21 protein-coding genes and 2 pseudogenes are annotated in these 21047 nt (G+C 35.9%); 13 read left to right on the forward strand and 10 right to left on the reverse strand.

Features of this window, described 5'->3' with window-relative positions:
• The first annotated feature begins 233 nt into the window (after positions 1-233).
• From JNUCC23_RS11275 to JNUCC23_RS11295, 5 genes are all read left to right on the forward strand, one after another.
• The gene (locus JNUCC23_RS11275; protein ID WP_454215893.1) at positions 234-452 is read left to right on the forward strand and encodes a hypothetical protein; all 219 of its coding nucleotides are present in this window, start codon (positions 234-236) and stop codon (positions 450-452) included.
• Positions 449-919 carry a hypothetical protein gene (locus JNUCC23_RS11280; protein ID WP_454215895.1) on the forward strand — a complete coding sequence of 157 codons (471 nt, stop codon included), beginning with the start codon at positions 449-451 and terminating at the stop codon, positions 917-919. Before JNUCC23_RS11275 ends, JNUCC23_RS11280 begins: the two co-directional genes overlap by 4 nt.
• 24 nt (positions 920-943) lie before the next feature.
• On the forward strand, positions 944-1135 hold the full coding sequence (locus JNUCC23_RS11285) for a hypothetical protein (protein WP_454215897.1): 192 nt from the start codon (positions 944-946) through the stop codon (positions 1133-1135).
• A gap of 93 nt (positions 1136-1228) precedes the next feature.
• Entirely contained in the window at positions 1229-2728 is a 1500-nt protein-coding gene (gene xylB, locus JNUCC23_RS11290; RefSeq protein ID WP_454215898.1) for a xylulokinase, read from the forward strand.
• A gap of 116 nt (positions 2729-2844) precedes the next feature.
• Positions 2845-3759, forward strand: a complete 915-nt coding sequence (locus JNUCC23_RS11295; protein ID WP_454215900.1) for a tetratricopeptide repeat protein — start codon at positions 2845-2847, stop codon at positions 3757-3759.
• Positions 3760-4070: 311 nt separating this feature from the next.
• On the opposite strand, the gene JNUCC23_RS11300 is transcribed toward JNUCC23_RS11295, so the two are convergent.
• On the reverse strand, positions 4071-4271 hold the full coding sequence (locus JNUCC23_RS11300; protein WP_062180592.1) for a small, acid-soluble spore protein, alpha/beta type: 201 nt from the start codon (positions 4269-4271) through the stop codon (positions 4071-4073).
• 92 nt (positions 4272-4363) lie between these two features.
• Positions 4364-4579 (reverse strand): helix-turn-helix domain-containing protein, encoded by a 216-nt coding sequence (locus JNUCC23_RS11305; protein ID WP_062179633.1) that lies wholly within the window; start codon positions 4577-4579, stop codon positions 4364-4366.
• A 422-nt stretch (positions 4580-5001) separates the two neighbouring features.
• Between JNUCC23_RS11305 and JNUCC23_RS11310 the strand changes: the two are divergent.
• From JNUCC23_RS11310 to JNUCC23_RS11320, 3 genes and pseudogenes are all read left to right on the forward strand, one after another.
• Positions 5002-5192: pseudogene (locus JNUCC23_RS11310) on the forward strand (DUF255 domain-containing protein); the annotation flags it as partial.
• Between the two features lie 361 nt (positions 5193-5553).
• Positions 5554-6303, forward strand: coding sequence for a type I methionyl aminopeptidase (gene map, locus JNUCC23_RS11315; RefSeq protein WP_454215902.1), 750 nt, complete (start codon positions 5554-5556; stop codon positions 6301-6303).
• A gap of 475 nt (positions 6304-6778) precedes the next feature.
• On the forward strand, positions 6779-6937 hold the full coding sequence (locus JNUCC23_RS11320) for a hypothetical protein (RefSeq protein ID WP_454215904.1): 159 nt from the start codon (positions 6779-6781) through the stop codon (positions 6935-6937).
• Positions 6938-7417: 480 nt separating this feature from the next.
• On the opposite strand, the gene JNUCC23_RS11325 is transcribed toward JNUCC23_RS11320, so the two are convergent.
• Entirely contained in the window at positions 7418-8782 is a 1365-nt protein-coding gene (locus JNUCC23_RS11325; RefSeq protein ID WP_454215906.1) for a cytochrome P450, read from the reverse strand.
• Positions 8783-9042: 260 nt separating this feature from the next.
• Positions 9043-9864 carry an alpha/beta fold hydrolase gene (locus tag JNUCC23_RS11330; RefSeq protein ID WP_454215908.1) on the reverse strand — a complete coding sequence of 274 codons (822 nt, stop codon included), beginning with the start codon at positions 9862-9864 and terminating at the stop codon, positions 9043-9045.
• 353 nt (positions 9865-10217) lie between these two features.
• On the opposite strand from JNUCC23_RS11330, the gene JNUCC23_RS11335 reads away from it, so the two are divergent.
• The 5 genes and pseudogenes from JNUCC23_RS11335 to JNUCC23_RS11355 all read left to right on the forward strand — a co-directional run bounded on the left by JNUCC23_RS11335 (position 10218) and on the right by JNUCC23_RS11355 (position 14819).
• On the forward strand, positions 10218-10985 hold the full coding sequence (locus tag JNUCC23_RS11335) for a helix-turn-helix transcriptional regulator (protein WP_062179619.1): 768 nt from the start codon (positions 10218-10220) through the stop codon (positions 10983-10985).
• Positions 10986-10989: 4 nt separating this feature from the next.
• A complete protein-coding gene (locus tag JNUCC23_RS11340) occupies positions 10990-11916 on the forward strand; it encodes an MBL fold metallo-hydrolase (protein WP_454215910.1) in 927 nt (308 codons plus the stop codon).
• 92 nt (positions 11917-12008) lie between these two features.
• Entirely contained in the window at positions 12009-13160 is a 1152-nt protein-coding gene (locus JNUCC23_RS11345; protein ID WP_062179614.1) for an acyl-CoA dehydrogenase family protein, read from the forward strand.
• Positions 13161-13945: 785 nt separating this feature from the next.
• Positions 13946-14116 (forward strand): site-specific integrase, encoded by a 171-nt coding sequence (locus tag JNUCC23_RS11350; protein ID WP_454216045.1) that lies wholly within the window; start codon positions 13946-13948, stop codon positions 14114-14116.
• A gap of 246 nt (positions 14117-14362) precedes the next feature.
• A pseudogene (locus tag JNUCC23_RS11355) lies at positions 14363-14819 on the forward strand (tyrosine-type recombinase/integrase).
• Between the two features lie 1163 nt (positions 14820-15982).
• On the opposite strand, the gene JNUCC23_RS11360 reads toward JNUCC23_RS11355, so the two are convergent.
• From JNUCC23_RS11360 to JNUCC23_RS11385, 6 genes are all read right to left on the reverse strand, one after another.
• Complete coding sequence (locus tag JNUCC23_RS11360) at positions 15983-16879, reverse strand: carbohydrate kinase family protein (protein ID WP_454215912.1); 897 nt, start codon at positions 16877-16879, stop codon at positions 15983-15985.
• Between the two features lie 427 nt (positions 16880-17306).
• Positions 17307-18323, reverse strand: coding sequence for a ThiF family adenylyltransferase (locus JNUCC23_RS11365; protein WP_403071468.1), 1017 nt, complete (start codon positions 18321-18323; stop codon positions 17307-17309).
• Positions 18320-19087, reverse strand: coding sequence for a thiazole synthase (locus tag JNUCC23_RS11370; protein WP_403071465.1), 768 nt, complete (start codon positions 19085-19087; stop codon positions 18320-18322). Before JNUCC23_RS11370 ends, JNUCC23_RS11365 begins: the two co-directional genes overlap by 4 nt.
• 3 nt (positions 19088-19090) lie before the next feature.
• Positions 19091-19294, reverse strand: a complete 204-nt coding sequence (gene thiS / locus JNUCC23_RS11375; RefSeq protein ID WP_454215915.1) for a sulfur carrier protein ThiS — start codon at positions 19292-19294, stop codon at positions 19091-19093.
• Complete coding sequence (gene thiO, locus JNUCC23_RS11380; protein ID WP_454215917.1) at positions 19279-20418, reverse strand: glycine oxidase ThiO; 1140 nt, start codon at positions 20416-20418, stop codon at positions 19279-19281. Before thiO ends, thiS begins: the two co-directional genes overlap by 16 nt.
• The gene (locus JNUCC23_RS11385; protein WP_403072166.1) at positions 20402-21001 is read right to left on the reverse strand and encodes a thiamine phosphate synthase; all 600 of its coding nucleotides are present in this window, start codon (positions 20999-21001) and stop codon (positions 20402-20404) included. Before JNUCC23_RS11385 ends, thiO begins: the two co-directional genes overlap by 17 nt.
• Positions 21002-21047 lie beyond the last annotated feature (46 nt).

Below are 21047 nucleotides of genomic sequence, written 5' to 3' on the forward strand. Positions count from 1 at the left end.
TGCGTTTTAGTCGAAGAGAAAATGGTAAAAGCACATTGATGGAAGCCGCAATATCAATTTTATAAGGTGAATGGATCAATGTTGATTATGTATAAAATTCTGTTAAACTTTGCTCAACTTATCTAAATATCAGGGCAAGTAATTGAGCAAGGAATGTCGAAAAGACTTTATCTTAAAAGGAATATTTATATATGTCACGAATTAATAAATAAACGTTATAGTGGAGTGAATATATGATGCTTGTTGATGCGGATTTAACTAATATTAAGTTTTCTGATCGCTCATTAAGAATAATTAAATTTGCAGAACTAGAAGCGAAAAAAACAAACAATATTGTCTATCCAATTCATTGGTTAATAGGTACATCACTTGAGAGGACAGGAGTTTGCGCAGAACTATTTATTAATTACCCATATCTTTTTGATATTTTAATTGAACGAGCAAAAAAATGAATTTTGACTTTGATGAACAAGGTATGCGATTTCATCTTTTTAGCATGAATATTTCTCTATCAACTAAACAGGTATTGAGGAATGCATATAAACGGATGAAACGATTCAATCAGGTTTATATAAATGAAGGAATATTAATAAAAGCTCTTTTTGATTTAAAAGATCCTGCGACAAGTTCAGTTATAGAGGGATTGGATGATTCAAAGATTCTTGACATCATAACTTCCCAGCGGTATATGATTGTTTTGTTGGAAAATCATACCTTTCCTGAATTTACTCCCAGTGAAATAATTTTTAGAAAAGCAGAACAAGATGATGCAGCAGCATTAGGACTTTTTGTGAAAAAAGAATTTGGAAATGGATGGTTAGCATCTATTGAAAATGGATTTCAAGAAGAAAATATACCAATTTATGTTGCTGCCGTAAATGGAATTATTGTTGGGTTTGCTTGCTTTGATGTTGTCTGAAGAAAAAAAGGATTATTTAGTCTAATGGGTACATCCGTATCAAAGCGTATTCATGGAATAGGTTATACTTTGCTTCACTATTGTTTAAGTGAGATGAAAGAAAAAGGCTATGAGTATTCAGTTATAGGTGAAGCTGGACCTCTTGAATTTTACGAAAAATCCTGTAATGCGATTGTTATTTCTAAATTTTCAGGTAATCTTAGATGGAATCACTAAAAGTTCGACATTATTTTGTCAACAGTAAAATGGTACCCGCTAATTGAAAAGGGGCCTTTCTTCATTTATTGGATTGGGGAGTGATGGTATAAAATGAGTTATTTAATGGGAATAGATTTGGGAACATCCAGTGTAAAAACGGTCATAATCGATATCGATGGAAATATGAAAAGCTCTGCTCAAGCATACTATGAAATTTCTATACCAAATACAGGATATGCGGAACAAGATCCAAAAAGATGGTGGAGGTCAACTGTACAGACGATAAAGGAGGCTTTGAGCAATGCCCATATTCAATCGCAGGAGTTAAAGGGAATAGGCTTCTCTGGGCAAATGCACGGTATGGTACTTATCGATAAACAGTTACAAGTAATTCGCCCAGCCATTATATGGTCAGATCAAAGAACGCAGCGGGAAGTAGACTCGATTTACGAGTTGTTAGGGAAAAATAATGTAGGGGAAATTACTTTAAATCCACTATCTACTGGATTCCAAACTCCTTCCTTACTATGGATTAAGCAAAACGAACCTGAGACGTATGAAAAAATTTATAAAGTGCTGTTGCCAAAAGACTATATTCGACTAATGATGACTGGGGAAATTGGAACAGATGTGACTGATGCATCTGCAACGCTGGCGTTTAATACAAAGAATTTGGTTTGGTCGGACGAACTAATTTCAGCAATAGGGTTGAATCGTGATTTCTATCCAAATGTGAACAATCCATATGATATTGCTGGTGAAGTAACAGAAGAAACCGCCAAAGAAACAGGATTATACAAAGGAACACCAGTCGTTTATGGGGGAGGGGATCAACCGATGCAATCGGTCGGAAATGGCATTGTAGAAGCAGGTCAAGTTTCTTTAACAATTGGTACCGGTGGGCAAGTTTTTTCAGTGATCGCAGAACCTAAATATGATAAACAGATGAGAACCCATACCTTCTGTAATGCCGTCCCTGGGACCTGGAACATTATGGGGGCAAGTTTGGCTGCTGGTTTATCTTTAAGCTGGTTAAATGAAAAAATACTATCGAATATGCCTTATCAGGAAATAAATGAGTTAGCGAAAAGCGTCAATCCGGGAAGTGAAGGGTTGTTATTTTTGCCATATTTGACAGGTGAACGTACTCCACATATGGATTCTTCTGCGCGTGGAACATTTTTAGGGCTAGTATTAAATCATTCTCAAGCACATCTTATCCGTGCAGTGATGGAAGGAGTAGTATTTGCTCTAAGAGATTCGGTTGAAATTATCAAAAGTCTCGATACAAAAATGGATACCTTCATTGCATCTGGTGGTGGGGCACGTAGTGATGTTTGGATGCAAATACAAGCTAATATTTTAAATCAAGAAATTTACAAAGTAAGTCAAGAAGAACAAGCCTGTGTAGGTGCAGCAATCATTGCAGGAGTTGGTGTTCAAGCTTATCCATCTATTCAAGAAGCGTGCCAAGCGATTATCAAATTTAGTGATGAACCAGTTGTCCCACATCCAGAAGATGTTCGTATGTACAACAACATGTATCAATACTACAAATTGGCTTACCAACAGAATAAAGAGCTATTTCATCGCCTTTCGGATTTTTCTTAAACATTTTTTTGGGAATCCGCGACTTGTTTTGTTTCAAATTAGGGAAAGATTAACCAACTTCGAAGCTGGTTAATATGTTCTATAATAGAAATTATCAAAAATAGGGGAGAGCATAATTGAATATCAACAAAAAGGCTCTTGATTTTTTTGAGAAAAATGAATATGAAGAAGCTTTAAGCTTTTTTCAAAAGGCAGTAAAAGAATCGAGAAATATACAATCCCTAAATAATCTTGCCTGGATGTACAGCTATGAAGAAGAGGATGATGAAAAGGCCCTTGAATTAATCAAAGAAGTCATTCATATGAATCCGCTCTCTTATTTTCCTTATAACGTATTAGGGGAGATTTATAGTAAACAAAAAAAGTGGCAACTTGCCTCAGACACATTCCTGAAGTCCATATCGATTCAGCCATCTAATGAAGCTTATCATAATTTAGCTATAGCAAGATATCATCTTAGGGACGTGAAGGAAGCTTCAGACTATTTCCTACGAATTGCTGGTAATTCTGATTCAGCCATCTACAGTCATGTCAAATGTTTAATTGAGCTTGGAAAGAAAACAGAAGCGAGAGAGAAGCTAGATGCGTTCATGGTAGAAGCGGATGAATTTGTAGGAGAAATTGAGAATGCCGACTTGTATGTTGAGTTGGATTGTTTCAAAGAAGCGATATATTGGTTTGAAAAAGGGTGGAAAGATTACTGGAAAGCCCCTTATTGGATTAGTCGATTTATTTATTCCCTCTTCCACACAAGAAATATCACCCGTACTTATGAAGTCGTAAATGAAGCCATTAAACAAAAAGACGAAGAAATTAAAGATGCTCATGAAGAAGAATGTGAAGAAAATTGGACAAAAAACGATAAAGAAGCACACATTACACAATTACTTGAAGAGAAAAACAAATACGAAAATATGGTTGAACTCATTTCATCTGGACATATCCCTTTGATCGAATTTGAAACTTCAATAACTGGGGCTTGCTATTGGTTTGGATGTAAGCGACATAACCATCCAGAATACCAAGAATAAACAAAAGAGCAAGACAACTATAGTAAGTATTTTAGCACATTCTAAAAATTTGCGACCCTACAATATTGCAATGAATCAGGGCCTCTTTTACATAAAGAAAACCTCTTTAGATATGCTAAAAGGCAAGAGGGCTGTTTATGTGTTTAATTTGACAGAAGAGAAAGAAATAACAGAGTATTTTAAGAGAATTGGGTAATTTTTATTAGTAAATTTACTGAATAAGACCAGTGTTTCTATAGGAATATACATAAGAGGAGAGAAGGTCAGAAGTAAGTCTCTCCTCATCAATAACATTTTATATCAGTTAAATATTAGCGGTTATATCCACCAAGTTGTTGTTCAGCCATTTGTACTAAACGTTTTGTAATTTCTCCACCTACAGATCCATTGGCGCGTGAGGTTGTTTCAGCTCCTAATGTAACTCCGAATTCTTGCGCAATTTCATATTTCATTTGATCTAATGCTTGTTGTACTCCTGGAACAACTAAATTATTACTGTTGTTACTTGTCATGATGTACATCTCCTTAGAATTTTAGAATATGGTGTTGCAAGAATAGTTTGTGTTAGTAGGAGAGTTTTATACAAAAAAAAGAATGAAATTAATCATTCTGTTTTGGTCCATTTATATAGATCTTCCATCGTGCAGCCGATTTCTTTTGAGATCGTCATTGCTGTATTAATATTCATCACTGTCTTGTTGTTAAAGTCTGATAACTTCTCAATAGAGATACCTGTATTTTCAGAAAGTGTTTTAAAATCTATATCACTTTTGTTTAAAAGGGCCGTAAGATTGCTTTTTCTTGCTTTATAAATAGCCAATAATAACACCTCGCTTTAATCAAGTTTAACAGAGTGAAGGTAGAAAAGATAGGAAACCAAGTATTTTAGAAGGTATGAAGATGATATTACTTAATAAACAGGAGTGAATGTTTGTTTAATGAATTGTAGTTAACTTTGAACAGATTCATATCAAACAGGAAAAGAAAACTTGCTTGTTTCATTTAACGTATATTCGTAATAAAAATTGAATATCGTTTTTTAAAAAGGAAAGGAGCGGACAAAATTCGTTCTTTTTTTATTTCGTCTTGTCAGCCAGCATCTAAGAATATTCTTTTTGAGCAAGATAATATTACATATTTTACAATTAACCTTGATAGAATAAGTAAATTGCACTTAAGCAACAAATATAATAGAAATCGTAGTATGTATCATTTAAGTATAGTTTGGTGGTTATTCTGGGTACTTGTTATTGGCGTCATGTCATTAAACAAGAAAGTTTTGAAGATCAGGAAGTCTCTGATCTATTAAATGAAAGATTTATTTCAATCAAAGTGGATCGTGAGGAGCGGCCGGATATTGGTGCGGTGCATATGGCTGATTTGTCAGGTGATAGCAGGACATGGTGGTTTGGCCGCTGTATGTATTTTTGACGCTTGTTTGACTTCACAAATGAGTATGAAGGAAGTTGTGATTTTAACAGAAGATAAAGAAGCAGCTTTTCTAAAAAACTACAACAGGACTTTTACCCAGAAGTCATATATTTGGCAGGGGATTCAAGCGATAAATTGAGTGAATTTGCACCTATTGCTGAAGGGTACGAGATAGAAGGTATTTATATTTGTGAGAATTTTAGCTGAGATCAACCTGTCACAGAGTTTGATGAGGCCGTTCAATGATTAACTCTGTGATTTTCACCGGGCTTTTTGTTGCTTTTTATAGAGGAAAAGGCATATGATAAGGAGGGATTGCCTGAGCGGCAACTGAAATAAGATTTTAAATGAAAGAGGATTGTCATGATTACATTAAAAAGTGAACGCGAAATAGAAAAAATGCATGAAGCTGGTAAGTTATTAGCAGCTACTCATAAAGAAATTGCAAAAATGATTAAACCCGGCATTACACCTATGGATATTGAAAAATTTGTTGAAAAATTCCTAACTGATAATGGGGCTACACCTGAACAAAAAGGCTACCAAGGGTACCCGTATGCAACATGTGCTTCCGTAAATGATGAAGTCTGCCACGGTTTCCCTACAGATAAGCCATTAGAGAACGGGGATATCGTTACGATTGATATGGTTGTACGATTGAACGGTGGATTAGCTGACTCTGCTTGGACTTATCCAGTTGGTGAAGTAACTGAAGAAACACAGAAATTATTAGATGTGACAAAAACGGCTTTATATAAGGGTATTGAAGCGGCTGTAGTCGGCAACAGATTAGGGGATATCGGTCACGCTATTCAATCGTATGCTGAAGGTGAAAAGTTCTCTGTCGTACGCGATTTTACCGGTCATGGTATCGGAAAAACAATGCATGAAGAGCCGACTGTACTTCATTACGGGAAACCAGGTAAAGGAACTCGTTTAAAGGAAGGTATGACAATTACGATAGAACCAATGCTGAATGCTGGAACATGGCATTGTAAAATGGATAGCAACGGCTGGACAGCAAGAACAGCTGATGGTAAGCTATCCGCTCAATATGAACACACGATTGTCATTACAAAAGAAGGTCCATTTATTTTTACAAACCAAGATTAATGTGAAAAACGCGAAGAGATTATGACTTCGCGTTTTTATTTTTTGGGTGGATGTGTCCATTAGGTTATTTATGTTAATTACGTTTAACGAATCCATCTTGTCAGAGCTTAGGTTTCATCTAAGGTTTTTACTCTAATCAGCTGATTTATGTCCATGTCTGATCGATTTATTTTGAAGATTATGATGATTGTCCAATCCGATATGATAAGGAAACATATTTTAGTAGAGGTGTTATTAGTGCCGAATACTTCAGATTATAGAGTTGGACAAGTTGTCGTGGTGTTTATGCCTCAGTAAGCCTATCTACACGTAGGAATAAAAGAATAATTGGGCTTCTAAAATTGGCTATACAGCTCTAAGAAACACCTGTGATGTATCTGATCAAATTACTAAATGGCTGCCTGTTATTTATTAGCCAATAAGTCTAAGGCATATATGATGAGGTTCTGCCAATTAGCAAAAGGAGGGCTGATCCATGTATATGCTATATACAACGAGTAAGAGTCACGTCGATCCTGTGCTGGAATATCTAGGGATGGGAATACTTGTATATTCCAATTTCTTTGTATATCTAAAGGAACTTGATGATTATTCAGAAAGCGATTTTCCATATGATGCAATAATTAAGAGCTGAATGTAAGCAAAACATATCACTAATCCTGCAGTAGAACTAAAGAAAAAGGTTCTGAAGTTAATCATGTAAATAATGTGTATCGAACAATCGCATATAGAAAGAAATGGTTGTCCTAAAATCAATAAGTCAGACTATTAAGCTCTAATAAATAGTTTTCATTCAAGTGTATGTAACACAATTTACTATTTATTAAGAGCAAGGTCAGATTTGTGTTTGGGACAGCCTCTATTCATGTTTATTTTTAAAAGATGATTGATGAATCTCGATGTGAAATGGCACAAAATGAAATGAGTGCATGCTGCAAGTATTGAATATCTGACAGGTAATAAGCAGACTTATCAATTAAACGGCTGTCCATTTATGGCAGCCGTTTAATTGATAAGGGATAAAAAATGTTAGCTGACTGTTACTAAGTACAAGTATATTTAAGGAGATAGATGTTTCTACTTTTAAAAATCAATAGAGGAACTTGGAGGCGTTTCAATTTGATTTTCTTTCTTCTACTATCATTCGCAATCCACGCCTTGGCCTGAGTGTAATAGTAGGGAAAGGGATTACTTCATGATGGTCTGGCGCAAGCTTTATTCGGTATCGTTGGGCAATGCATACTAGGACAAGTACCGCTTCCATTAAGGCAAAATGATTCCCAATACAAACTCGCGGACCTCCTCCAAAGGGAAAGTAGGCGTATGACGGGATTGTTTTTAAAAAGTTGTTTTCAAATCGCTCAGGAATAAAAGAATCTGGATTATCAAAATACTCTGGTTTGCGGTGCATCACATACTGACTTACCATAACCATATCACCTTTTTTAAAATGATAACCTCCTATCACTACATCCTCGTCTACTTCTCGTTCGATAATAAAGGAAGGTGGGTAAACACGTAGAGATTCCCAGATAATATTTTGTGCATATGTTAATTTTTTAAAATCGTCAGGTGTTGGGGGGCGGTTGCCGATCACGGTATCTATTTCATCAAAGAGTTTCTTTTCCACTTCAGGATGTTGAGAAAGTAAATATAAGGTCCAGGATAGCGCGTTTGCAGTCGTTTCATGACCAGCAAGGAAGGTGGTCATTAATTCATCACGTACTTGCTTGTTTGTCATACCTAATCTATTTTCATCATCTTTGGCATCTAAAAGAATATTGAGCATATCATCATGGCTCTCGGAATCTTCCCTGCGATTTTCTATCATGTTATAAATTACTTCGTCGAGTTGTTGAATCACTTTTTTATATTGACGGTTATTTTTCGTTGGAAACCATAATGGTAGTTGAAAAATTGGCCTCATCCTTTTGACGGCCATTTTGATTACTGTTTCAACTGATTTACCAAGAAGTTCATATCCTTGTTTAAAATTCATACTGAACATCGTCTTACAAATGATTCCGAGAGTGATGCTCATCATATCCTGCGTAATCATTCGTTCTTCCCCATTTTTCCAAGTTGAAAGATAGTCTGTCGTAATATCAATCATATTTTGGCCATAATTAGTAATATGTGACTTTCTAAAAGCGGGTTGAATAAGTTTTCTTTGACTCATATGAAATTCTTTTTCACTCGTGAAAAGGCCCTTGCCCAAAATGTCTTCTAAAGAATGCATGGCCTTTGATTTTATGAAGAATTTTTGTTTTGTTACAAGTGCTTCCTTTATTAAATCCGGATTGGATATCAGATATGCATTCTGAAAAGGTCCGAACCGAAATTTTGCAACGTCTCCATATTCGTTTGCTAAATGAGTAAAATAGGCAAGCGGGTCAGCTTGGAAATCCTTTGTATGACCAGTAAATAGTCTTCCTTTTGGTCCTTGTGGAATATTAGGTGAAACATTTGAATCAGCCAATTGAGTGTTTCCTCCTTTTGTGAAATACTCCTATTATGCTATGACAATTATGTATATAAGCTTGGACTAAGTTTGAAAATAGAGATCAAATTAAATAAAATGGCTATTTCCTCAAGTAAATAATAAAAAGGATGCCTAATAGAGACAAAGTCTGAACAAGGCATCCTTTTTTCATTTTATTTATTCTAAAAAAATGAAGAAGTGTCAAAGGTATTGTAAAGAGTTGAAGGGTAGGAGCAGATGAAACCAAATACCTCATTTTATAGGTTTTGAAAATGCTGTTGAATATAAAAGTTTACTTCATCAGGAACTTCGATTTGGATGAAATGCCCTACATGTTGAATAATATAAACGTTTGCATGTGGTAGACCTTCATTCTGAAGTTTGTAGGCAAACTCATTAGGGATATACGGATCATTTTCTCCCCAAATGATGGTGACTGGTATTTTGATATGATTGAGTTTTTCATTGTACGTTTTTACTTTGTCTAAATTTCCCGAACGGTATAAATCTAAGATTACTCTGCTTGATTCAGGTGTTCGAAAAACACGATAGAAGTCTTCCACAGTTTCGTCTGGTATGTTCGGAATGGTCTTTTTCATTTCATTTTGAAAATGTAAACGATTAGCCATCAGTTCCATTACTTTTTCTCCGGTCCTAGGTGTTCGCCAAATCTGTGCAAGCGAGTGCCATTTATACTCCTCTGATAATGTAGTATTGGAAACAAACAGACTTAGAATATTCTCTGGATGATCACATGCCCATTTCAAACCAATTAGACCTCCCCAATCATGTACAATTAAATGGAATTTGTCCAAATTTAATTTAGTTGTGAAATCCGAAACAAACTGCTCAAACCGCTCCCATGTTGAGGGTTCATCAAATGGGTCACTGTCACCGAATCCTGGGAGATCCGGTGCAATGGTTCTATATCCACAAGACACAATACATGGGAACATTTCCCTCCATACTAGGCTTGATTCAGGCACCCCATGCAATAGAAGAACAGGTGGGTCATTAACGTTCCCCCTCTCAATATACGATACTTTTTTGCCATGTAAAAATAGACTTTGCTTATCCAACCTTCATCCCTCCAAAAATACTGTATTGTATTAGTTCTATAGGTGATAAAATAGGTTCACAAACAGTAAATAACTTCAAAATCAACAAATTATAAATCTCCCTGATTGAAAGTGAATACTATCGAGCTCCTACTTTTATTTTTATGTTAAAATGCAATTAACTGCTTGTAGTATTTAATAAATTTTTAATAGGAAAGTATTGAAAAGCACATATCTTGATACATATTGATTTTGAAACGTATTAGGCATATGCGAGGTAAGAAAACCCTATTTACGTGCTATTTACCAGTAAATGTAGGATAATAGATTACAAGAACCGAACGAGTATTCCAATAAATTAAGGGGGCTTTGCCATGAAAAAAAGTGATACTACTACTGTAACACTGGAAACAGTTGGTTTAAGTCAACGTGAGTTTTTAACGATGTATTTGCTGCAAACGCTATCCAACCATTCAAATTACCCACGTGCGATTCATCAGGAACTGCAAAAGCTATTTACAGGTAAAATTCATAGCTATGATTATTTATGTAAAACATGCAAACAACTTGTAGGTTCCGGTCATTTAAAGTTTCACACAGTAAAAGGAAGGCATTATTATCAAAATACGGAAAAGGGTAATGAGCTTTATAAATGGTATCAAGATAATTTCTCAGAACGATTTCGTGAAGTGAAGCATGTGATTGATCGTTTCATGTTTGATTTGAAGGGGTCAGGGGAAAACCCACCTGTGATCCATGAACTTCCTGAAGAGTATCGCTCTTATTTTTCAAAAATCATTTCCGTCAAGGATTTGGTTCGCTATGTTACTTTAAAAGCGGCTTTTACAAAAAGACCGATTTATATGGGCGAGATCGGTGATTTATTGAAAATCAAATACGGCTGGATTGCTAGTAATGGCTATTTGTACGATCTTTCTCATGAAATGGAGGAAGGCGGACTAATGGTTGGTCGATGGGAAAGCGAAAAGCGGACAAAGCGTTATTTGAGAATAACAGATGAGGGACAGCATCACTACAAACAAATTGCTGATTCTGCTGCTTATCAAGTTCAAGAAGTTCAGAAATATTTAGGAAGTGTTCTCTCTTTTTTAGAACGAGAAAGTACGAATATGAGAGGCTAATCAAGTGAAAATCAAATATGAAAATTTAGATGGCGTTATGAATACGAAATCTGTTAAAGAATTGCTTCAATGGAGTAAAGAACGACGTGCAAAGAAAAAGGATTTGAACACATTAATTCCTCAAGCAATTAACAAACAAGTAACAGAGCTTAAAAGTAATCGAAGTAAACCTAGTATCACTTGGATTGGACATTCAACGTTTCTGCTTCAATTAGGTGGGGTGAATATCTTAACAGATCCTGTTTGGGCAAAATGGCAAGGTACACAGAAGCGAATGACAGAGCCTGGCCTTTCTTTTGACCAGTTACCGGACATTGATATCGTGATTATTTCACATAGTCATTATGATCATCTTTATTTCGGAACAATTCGTCGATTGCCAGGAAATCCGATTTATTACGTTCCCCATGGTCTGAAGCAGCTTTTTTTGAAAAAAGGGTATAAGAATATCATTGAGGCAAATTGGTGGGACTCGTTCCAGTACCAAAATCTGAAACTTAGTTTCGTTCCTGCGCAGCATTGGACACGTCGCAGTCTATTCGATACAAATTCATCACATTGGGGAGGGTGGATTATTGAAGCAATCGAAGCGGATCATTCTATCTATTTTGTAGGAGATACTGGTTATTTTCGTGGATTTAATGAAATCGCTAAACGATTTAATCTCAAGCATATATTAATGCCAATCGGGGCATACGAGCCTGAATGGTTTATGAAAGATTCTCATATTAATCCGGAAGAGGCAGTGAAAGCTTTTCAGGAACTGGGAGGAACTACCTTTATTCCGATGCACTATGGTACTTACCGTCTTGCTGATGATACAGGTCCAGAAGCTTTGGATCGTTTACAGCGGGAATGGAGAAAACAAGAGCTACCGGAAAAACAATTACAAGTATTGGATATTGGTGGAACACTTTGGTTGGAAGATTAATCAAAATGCACGGATTTTACTTAGGTGGATGGAAAAAACATCAATACAATGCAATGCGCTAACGTGAGGCAAAGTATAATAAAGGAGAGGGAATACCGTTGTCATTTTTTCAAACTGAAGAACAAAAAACATATATTGAACAGTTAGGCTCAGCGATTTCGGACTTTGCTTCGCGTGCAGGAACGTTAGATGAAACGAGAGGATTTCCTTTTGAAAATATCCAGAAATTAAAAGATTTTGGTTACACCAAGCTAACATTAGGGAAAGAATATGGAGGTCTTGGAGGATCGCTATACGATTTTATTTTGGCACAGGAGCGGATCGCGACGGAATGTGGACCTACTGCGCTTTCTATTGGCTGGCATGTTGGAACGGTTCTTAGCTTAATGGAAAAAAAGTCTTGGAATGAAGTCGTAATGGATGAATTTTTAAAAGAAATTGGTAATGGAGCATTGGTAAATACCGCAGCAACTGAACCAAAAACGGGAAGCCCAACGCGAGGAGGGAGACCTGAAACAACCGCTGTAAAAGATGGGGATAGCTGGATTATTACGGGGAGAAAAACGTTTACGACATTATCACCTGTACTTGATATTTTTCTCGTTACCGCTTGGGTTCCTTCAGAGGAATGTGTGGGAACGTTTCTCATCCAGCGAAATCTTACAGGTGTTCGAATTGAAGAGACATGGGATATGATTTCCATGCAAGGAACCGGTAGCCATGATTTAATCCTTGAACATGTGAAAATTCCTGACCGTTATTTTGTTGAACATAAGCAAACAGCCAATAAACCTGGAACCGGTTGGATGTTACATATTCCAGCATGTTACATAGGCATTGCAGCTGCGGCAAGAAACTATGCAGTACAATTTGCCAAAACTTATGCTCCTAATAGTATAAGTGGACCAATCAGAGACTTACCCAACGTACAGCGCACGATCGGTGAAATTGAATTGGAATTAACAGAAGCTCGTCATTTTCTTTACTCAGTAACGAATAAATGGCAAACACAACCGGAAAATAGAGAAACGCTAGCAACTGACTTAGCAGCTGTAAAAGTATCTGTAACTAACAAAGCAATTCGAATTGTCGATCTAGCCATGCGTGTTGTAGGGGCACGCAGCTTACAAAGAACGAATCCGCTGCAACGCTATTATCGCGACGTTCGGGCCGGTCTGCATAACCCGCCAATGGAAGATATGGCAATAATCACATTAGCCAAACAGGCATTGTTTGATAAATAAAGTTAAAAAGTCTGTATAAGAGAAATAATTCCTTTATGCAGACTTTTTTTGATAAATGCTTTTTTAGTGGGTTATGGATAATAAATCGTATTAATTACGTTTTACGTAAAAAATACATGTAGTAGTTACTTAAGCAGACTCAAAGATATGTATCATTGAACGAACATGAAATTTCGATAATGTAATTCAAATTCTGATTTAATGATCGGGAATTATGAACAATATATAAATTGATTCAAATTTAATCACAAAGTATTATGATCAATAAGAAAGAATTATATTAAATAAGAGTTCAACTTTTTTTCAATTGTACGGTTAATTTATTTTGCAATTGTATTAAATGACTTCGATTCATTAGTAATAAAAATGACGCAATACAAAAAAGTAATTAATAATCTTAATGAGGAATAATTTAAAACAAATTCATTGTAACTTATAGTAAAAATTCTTCTTTCGTCTCATTTCATTAAGTATTCTTAGTATATGAGACGAAATACAAAAAAATAAAATGACTTCCTATAATATATATTATGTAAACTAGAATAAAACATAATAGTATTAAGTGGTCGCAGTCTCAAGTTCCCATAAGATTCATTATAGTCCCCTAACTAGGCTCAAGTTGACTATAATATTCAAAGCTGATTCTGATAACACTTAGGATTCTTCCTATAATTCGGTTTGTTCTCATAATAAATGGTTTCGAGCATAATTTCTTGGGTTGGACCGAATAATTCCCAAGAGGTTTGATAATTATGGATTACGTTCAAGCTTCGGATGATTATCTTATGTATTTACAAGTTGATAAAAATTATTCTGTGAACACCTTAACCAGTTACGCGTTCGATTTAAAGCTCTACGGTGACTTTTTAACTGCTAACGACCGATCATTGGACTTAGATGAACTCACATCGTCTAGTGTGCGTCGGTTTGTGCAAGATCAGGTCCATTTATCATAATATTAAGCCAAGGACGCTACAACGCCGTATTTCGTGTTTAAAATCATTTAGTAAATATTGTTTGAAGGAAAACTACATGAAGTCTGATTTCACAGCAGGAATCTAAGCACCTAAAGCTGATAAGAAATTACCTAAATATATGATCTTACAGGAGCTTCACAAATTATTTACTTATTTAGAACATGACCTGCGACCGCAGAGAATTAGAAATGAATTAATGATTAAATTATTAGCAACGACACTGGTATGAGACATCAAGAATTAGTGGATTTAACATGGGAGCAAATTAATTTAAATAACCAAACAATTTTAGTTCGAGGAAAAGGAAAAAAAACGTCTCCTTCCCCTCCATCCAATAGTTTTACCGTTATTTCATATTTATAAGGAAACTCTTTTAGAACAGCAAAAACATTATAGTGAACCGATCTTTTATAATCAAAAAAATAAGCCTTTAAATCCTAGTGGTTTGCACAAAATATTTAAAGAGATATTAGATCGAGCTGGTCTACCCGCTCACCGATTTACTCTGCATCATTTGAGGCATACGTTTGCTACCTTACTGTTACAAGAAAATAAAGGTAAAGTGGATATGAGAACCTTACAAGAGTTATTAAGAGATGAAAGCCTTGCTACAACTAGTATATATACTCATATCGATTTTGAACAAAAGAAAAAAGCGATAAATAGTTTTTTAATAAGTTAATTTTAAAATTAGAATAAGAAAAGCGGCAGAAATTAATCTCCGCTTTTAAAACGATTGGTTAATGGTAACCAATCTCTTCTGTTTTATTAATAAATGTAGTCGGTAATCAATTAATTGCCAAAAGCTTAATTTACCAAACTATCTCTAAAAAATGAGAGATTAGGAATCAAATTGTATTGGGGCTAGGTTTTGTCCTTGCCTTAGTAAAATTATTTATGGGATACATTATTTATGGGTAAAGGTAAAATTTGTATTCTACCGATATTTATTTTGGAATATTCAGAATTAAAAGATATGATTTTTGTTTAGTTGCTTTATATCTAATAACATTTACAACGTTCGTGTTTTTCCTGAATTATGTTGTGTTCCGCTGGTGGAGGAATCGCATTTTTGATATATAAATACGAATATTATTATTATATATTGTGAGTTTAATTCGTTATTTTTCTTTTGGAGCTATGTTAAACAATCAAATAAAATCATTCATTTCAAGCAAACTTAACAATATTAATATTAATTAGGGAAACCTGGTTGTAATCACACAGTAATTTAACTATATTCTAAAATCTATTCATAAAAAATCAGTGATTTACTGCTATTTCTTATGACGCTAACATTCCTCGTTTCAAATTAAGATTTAACTACTTGAATTCACGGAAAAGACAAAAAGGAACGGTTATTGCCGCTCCATTCGAACTTTGTACCAATTTTGAAAGTTTACAGAGATTCTTTTTTAGCCAGTTTAAGTCCCTTATGTAATTCGTTTTGTAGAAGTAATAACCTATAATACAGTTATTGAATTTGAACATTTCACACCAATATCTAGATTTATGTTTCTGGAAAGTTGCTTAGGACCAATTTTTCTCTATGTAATACGGTTACTTCGAGAGTAATCGTAGCCAATGCTCATTTTCATTTGGACAGTGAATGTGATATTACTTGCAACGCAAGGGCGTTTATTTGGACTTCTTGGTTGTGATGGTTTTTGATTTATTTTCATTGATAAGAATACATCTTTTCGCTTTGTTGGTATAGCTTCTTCTTCATCCTTTTGGCAGCTAGATCTATAAGGACAGCTGCCCTTTAATTTGAGAACAATACTTTACCATAGGTCGTGTAGAAGAATTACCTTCAATTATTCTCCTTTTCCTTGAGCAGTATAATTACAATGAACCAATTTTTGTCGTCGCAATTGCACCTATGTTATTGGCAAAATGAACATATTCCTTTAATTGGCTATCGTCCACTGGTACTCCCTCTTTGTGAAAACGAGATAAAATAGCTGCAAAAAAAGCGTCTCCCGCACCAGTTGTATCTACAGCCTTAACTTTGATTCCTGGAACATCCATTATGTTTCCATCATGTAAAACACATGCTCCCGCTTCCCCCATTGTAATGAACAGAAACGGAATGTTCAGGCTAGACATGTTAACTAGACCTTCCTCCATTGTGTTTGCTTTTGTCAGAAACAGCAATTCATCTTCCGTCACCTTCACAAGATCAGCTCGTTTCATAAAAGAAGAGACCCGCTCCCTGCATTCTTCTTCACTTTCCCAACGCTTTAAGCGAATGTTTGCATCAAACGCCACCAGCATGTGATATTCCTCTGCATATGCTAACGCCTGTTCTGTCGTTTTTCGTGCTTTATCATTGAAAAGTGTCCCAGAGCTAAAATAAAAGATTTTCCCAGCATGAAAAAGTTCTTGCTCTAATTCATCAACGTTTAACCATTGATCCGGAGTCTCGTTCACATATTTATGAAAATATCTGTCACCATCCTCATTAAGATGTATGTACACACTACATACCTTTTTCTCAAGGGAAGAAACACAATAGTCAATATTGATGCTTTCCTTTTTCAGTGCCTTTGCGACAAACAAGCTGTTTGCATCTGTCCCTAATTTACATAAATAATAAGAAGGAATGCCAAATCTACTTGCCCTCACTGCAACATTCACTGTTGCCCCACCTAAAAACTGTTGATACCTTGTATTTGTCTGATCAGCGGAAATAAGATCAACAAATGCCTCACCTAAAGAAATGATTCCTTCTTTGCTCAAACTACTAGTCCCACCTTTTAAACATTCTATAAATTCGATGATTATCATTCTACCAGCATTTTTAAAATTCTTCATTATAATTCTGTATCAATATCGGCACACCTATTGTAAGCGAATTTTACTGACCTATAAAACGAGTGTCTATGAAAGGGTCATAGGCATTCTTCAGAGTTATAAATGCACCCTCACTATAGTAGCAAATAGTATAAAATAAAAAAAGCTATTCACACGTATCAGGTGAGTAGCTAAATTCTTTTTCTAAAACATTCATTGATCATAGATGTTCTAGATAATTTTTCAATCGCAGGAATATCTGCCGTTGCCCAATCCAATGATTTCAACTCATCTGGTGACAACCATTTACTACATGGGCAAAAAGCTTTCTCCAGCTGTTCCATTACGCCAACGGTAAACCAAATAATAAACCCTAATAAAATTGAATGAATCGGTTATAGACAGCTCGCGCTTTTTTTGCTTCATTCGTACTATGAATAATCGCACGGCCATCCTTAAAGAAAACGATTCGATAATCCTCAAATTTACATGATAGCAAATAACGGTTTAATACAGGATTAGTAACGTGATTTTCCAACCTCTCCAACAAGTGAGGAAGGGAATAAGTTTTCGGCTTCAGTCCTGGTCGAAGCTGGACGGCATCTCTTCCACATAATACCTCTGTTTTCATTTGGTTTTCAAACAGTAAAAAAGGATAGGATGGATGTTCTCCACATGTTGGACAAAGTTTATTTTTTAACTGAGTCACATTGATCTCCGCTTTTTCATTTTTCCAAATATCCATTGATTGAAGCATCGGAGAAAGTGTTTCACCTGAAAGAATCTGTAAAACTTGTGTAACTTGTAATGCCGCAGTAATTTGAACGATCGGACTTATCACGCCAACGGTATCACATGTCATCCCATCCATTGGCAAATGATTTAACAAACAGTGTAAACAAGGAGTTTCTCCCGGAATAATTGGATATGTAAGTCCATAACTTCCAACACATGCTCCAAATAGAAATGGAATTCCATGTTTCACAGCTGCATCATTCACAATTAAACTAGTTTCAAAATTATCAGTAGCGTCCACAATCACTGAATGATCTTTAATCAATTCTTCAATATTCAGTCCGTTTACATCCTCTATGAAACTATTAATAATATTTTCGCTGTTGATTTGTTCAAGTCTTGTTTTGGCAGCAACGGCTTTTGGTAATTGATTTCTTACGTCTTCTTCCGTATATAATTGCTGCCTTTGTAGATTGCTCAGCTCGACATAATCTCGATCGACTATCGTCAGACGCCCGATTCCAGCTCTTACTAACATTTCAGCACTTGCAGATCCAAGAGCTCCAGCACCAATGATGATTACACTCGCCTCTTTTATTTTGGCTTGTGCCTTACTACCTAAAAATAACTCCTGTCTTGAATACCGATTCGTCAAGATGTCACCATCCCAGTTGTTGGACTGCTCGCTACCGCATACTCTTTTTCTTCTATTCTTCCAGCTTCGAATCCTAATCTACCAGCTTCTATTGCCAGCTTCATTGCCTGAGCCATTTTAACAGGATCTTTCGCACCTGAAACAGCTGTATTTAGTAACACTCCATCCGCACCAAGCTCCATCGCAAATGCTACATCTTTAGGAGAACCAATACCCGCATCTATGATCACTGGAACCTGCGACTGTTCAATAATAAACTTTAAGTTAAGTGGGTTGATAATTCCCTTACCAGAACCAATCGGTGATGCACCTGGCATAACAGCGTGTACCCCAAGTTCTTCAAGACGTCTTGCTAACACAACATCATCGGATGTATAAGGCAAAACAATAAATCCTTCTGCCAATAACATTTCAGAGGCTTTTAATGTTTCAACAGGATCTGGTAAAAGTGTTCGATCATCTCCAATTACTTCTACTTTAATCATGTCGCATAATCCAGAAGCTTTTGCCAGCTTCGCAATCCGCACCGCCTCTTCAGCTGTTTTCGCACCAGCCGTATTAGGAAGAAGCGTATATTTAGACAAATCTAGTTGTTCAAGAAAATTGGGTTGCTCCTCTGAAAAAATATTCATTCTTCTAACAGCGAAGGTTAAAATTTCTGCTTCCGATACTTCTACCGCCTTTTTTTGAATATCAAATGATGGGTATTTACCAGTTCCTAATAATAGGCTTGATTGAAACGTACGATCGGCAATTTTTAACATGTTTCATCCTCCTCCTACAAAATGAATAATTTCAACGACATCCCCATGTGAGAGACTCATTGTTTTATAATTTTCTTTCATGACAATTTCCTTGTTGACCTCAACTACTACAATGCGGTTTTCTAAATGATAGTTAGAAAGTAATTGTTCAACCGTATTGACTCCCTCTTGCAGGTCAACGCTCTTTCCATTTAATGTAATGGACATTTTTTCCACCTACTTAACAGCAATGGCTGGCGGCGATCGATTTTAAAGGCCTCCACCCATTCGTTTTTTATTTGTCTTTTAAGTATCAAATCACGAATCATTTGTCCCGTTGCAGGAGCAAGTAGAATTCCATTTCGATAATGCCCTGTAGCAAATAAAATCCCTTCTTCTTCAGGATGATGCCCGATGAATGGCTTTTGATCAAATGTTTGCGGACGCAATCCAGCCCAACAAGAATCCATTTTCATATCTGCAACAGTCGGAAGCATCGTTTTTGCCTTCGCAATTAAAGTGTCAATCCCACTGAGACTAACTCTTTCATTCCAGTCATTCTCAATCATAGTAGCTCCAATCACAAGCCTTCCGTTATTTCTCGGCACAATATAATAGTGATCATGAAAGATTGTATATTTTAAAGTCGCTTTTTCATCTATTACAGAAAGGCATTCCCCTTTTACAGGAGTCAATTGATGGTCTAACCCAAGCTGTTTAAAAAATGTTGTACTCCAAACCCCGCTGGCAACCACAACATGCTTAGCTTCCACATGACTTGTTGCCGTTTGAATCAAGAAGCTATTATCTTTCTTTTGGATATCTAGTACAGGGGAAAATTCGAACAGAGAAGCCCCAAGTATTTGGGCACTTTTGGCAAATGCCTGACAAACAGCGATTGGCATAACATTGACATCGTCTTCCATGTAGGCTGCTCCTAATAGATTGGAAGAAACATCAGGTTCCCTCTCCTGTACAGACTCTTTATCGAGCCATTTTACAGTCGGTTGAGATAAGATGGACCGAAGCCCATTTCTATCAGATTCATTGTAAGCAAGCTTTAAAATCCCTCCTTTTCTGTACCCTATATCGAAACCGCTCAAATGATTTAATTCTTCTTTAAGTTGGGAATAGGCATGCTGACTGCTTCTTGCAAAAGGGAAAAATACTTCAAAATCCCCGTCACATTCAGAGTGAGCTCCAAGCATACCACCCGCAGCACTTGTCGATTTCGAACCTATTTGATTGCCTTCAAACAATGCAACATTCATCTTTTCCTTTGCTAAATAATAAGCAATTGAGCAACCAATTATTCCGCCGCCAATTATGGCTACTTCAAATTTTTGATTCATGATTTATCGCCTCATAATACTGTTTTGTTGAAGAGACTGTTTTTTCTGCGGAAAAAATCCCTGACATCACCGCTATGCCATCTACTTTCACTTGTTGTAAAGTATCTATTTTATTCAATGTAATACCACCAATAGCATAAACAGGGATCCTTAGCTCCTCTTTCATTTCGAGAATAGGCTGAATGCCATTTGGAGTCTTTCCTTTTTTACTATTGGTCTCAAAACAATGACCATATAAAACATAGTCCGCGCCATCTCTTTCCGCTTTCTTTGCTCCCTCATAAGAATGAACAGAGCGTCCAACCCTTATATGAGGAAAATTTTGTTTAACCATTTTTACAGGAAGACCTTTTTCTGGTAAATGAACACTTGGGATACCCATTAACAAAGCAATATCCAAACGGTCATTTAGGATGATTTTATCTTTTTCAACACCACCATCCTCTATATATTGGAGCAAGGTAATGATTTCTTGAGCTGTTTTTGTTTTTTCCCGTATTTGGACCATATCGATCTTATCCTTTATCCCAATGATCTTAGATGCCAGATCACGAACTGATTGCATATCATCTGTTACAACCATTAGCTTCACCTTTATCTCTCCTTAAATCCAATTAAAAAGCCGTTAG

The sequence above is a fragment of the Peribacillus sp. JNUCC 23 genome (assembly GCF_053653995.1).

Coding starts and splice junctions, on each gene's coding strand:
- JNUCC23_RS11370 (WP_403071465.1), bottom strand. CDS start 19,087: ATGTTAAAAATTGCCGATCGTACGTTTCAATCAAGCCTATTATTAGGA.
- xylB (WP_454215898.1), top strand. CDS start 1,229: ATGAGTTATTTAATGGGAATAGATTTGGGAACATCCAGTGTAAAAACG.
- thiO (WP_454215917.1), bottom strand. CDS start 20,418: ATGAATCAAAAATTTGAAGTAGCCATAATTGGCGGCGGAATAATTGGT.
- JNUCC23_RS11350 (WP_454216045.1), top strand. CDS start 13,946: ATGTATTTACAAGTTGATAAAAATTATTCTGTGAACACCTTAACCAGT.
- JNUCC23_RS11335 (WP_062179619.1), top strand. CDS start 10,218: ATGAAAAAAAGTGATACTACTACTGTAACACTGGAAACAGTTGGTTTA.
- JNUCC23_RS11280 (WP_454215895.1), top strand. CDS start 449: ATGAATTTTGACTTTGATGAACAAGGTATGCGATTTCATCTTTTTAGC.
- JNUCC23_RS11300 (WP_062180592.1), bottom strand. CDS start 4,271: ATGACAAGTAACAACAGTAATAATTTAGTTGTTCCAGGAGTACAACAA.
- JNUCC23_RS11275 (WP_454215893.1), top strand. CDS start 234: ATGATGCTTGTTGATGCGGATTTAACTAATATTAAGTTTTCTGATCGC.
- JNUCC23_RS11285 (WP_454215897.1), top strand. CDS start 944: ATGGGTACATCCGTATCAAAGCGTATTCATGGAATAGGTTATACTTTG.
- JNUCC23_RS11385 (WP_403072166.1), bottom strand. CDS start 21,001: ATGGTTGTAACAGATGATATGCAATCAGTTCGTGATCTGGCATCTAAG.
- JNUCC23_RS11320 (WP_454215904.1), top strand. CDS start 6,779: ATGTATATGCTATATACAACGAGTAAGAGTCACGTCGATCCTGTGCTG.
- map (WP_454215902.1), top strand. CDS start 5,554: ATGATTACATTAAAAAGTGAACGCGAAATAGAAAAAATGCATGAAGCT.
- thiS (WP_454215915.1), bottom strand. CDS start 19,294: ATGTCCATTACATTAAATGGAAAGAGCGTTGACCTGCAAGAGGGAGTC.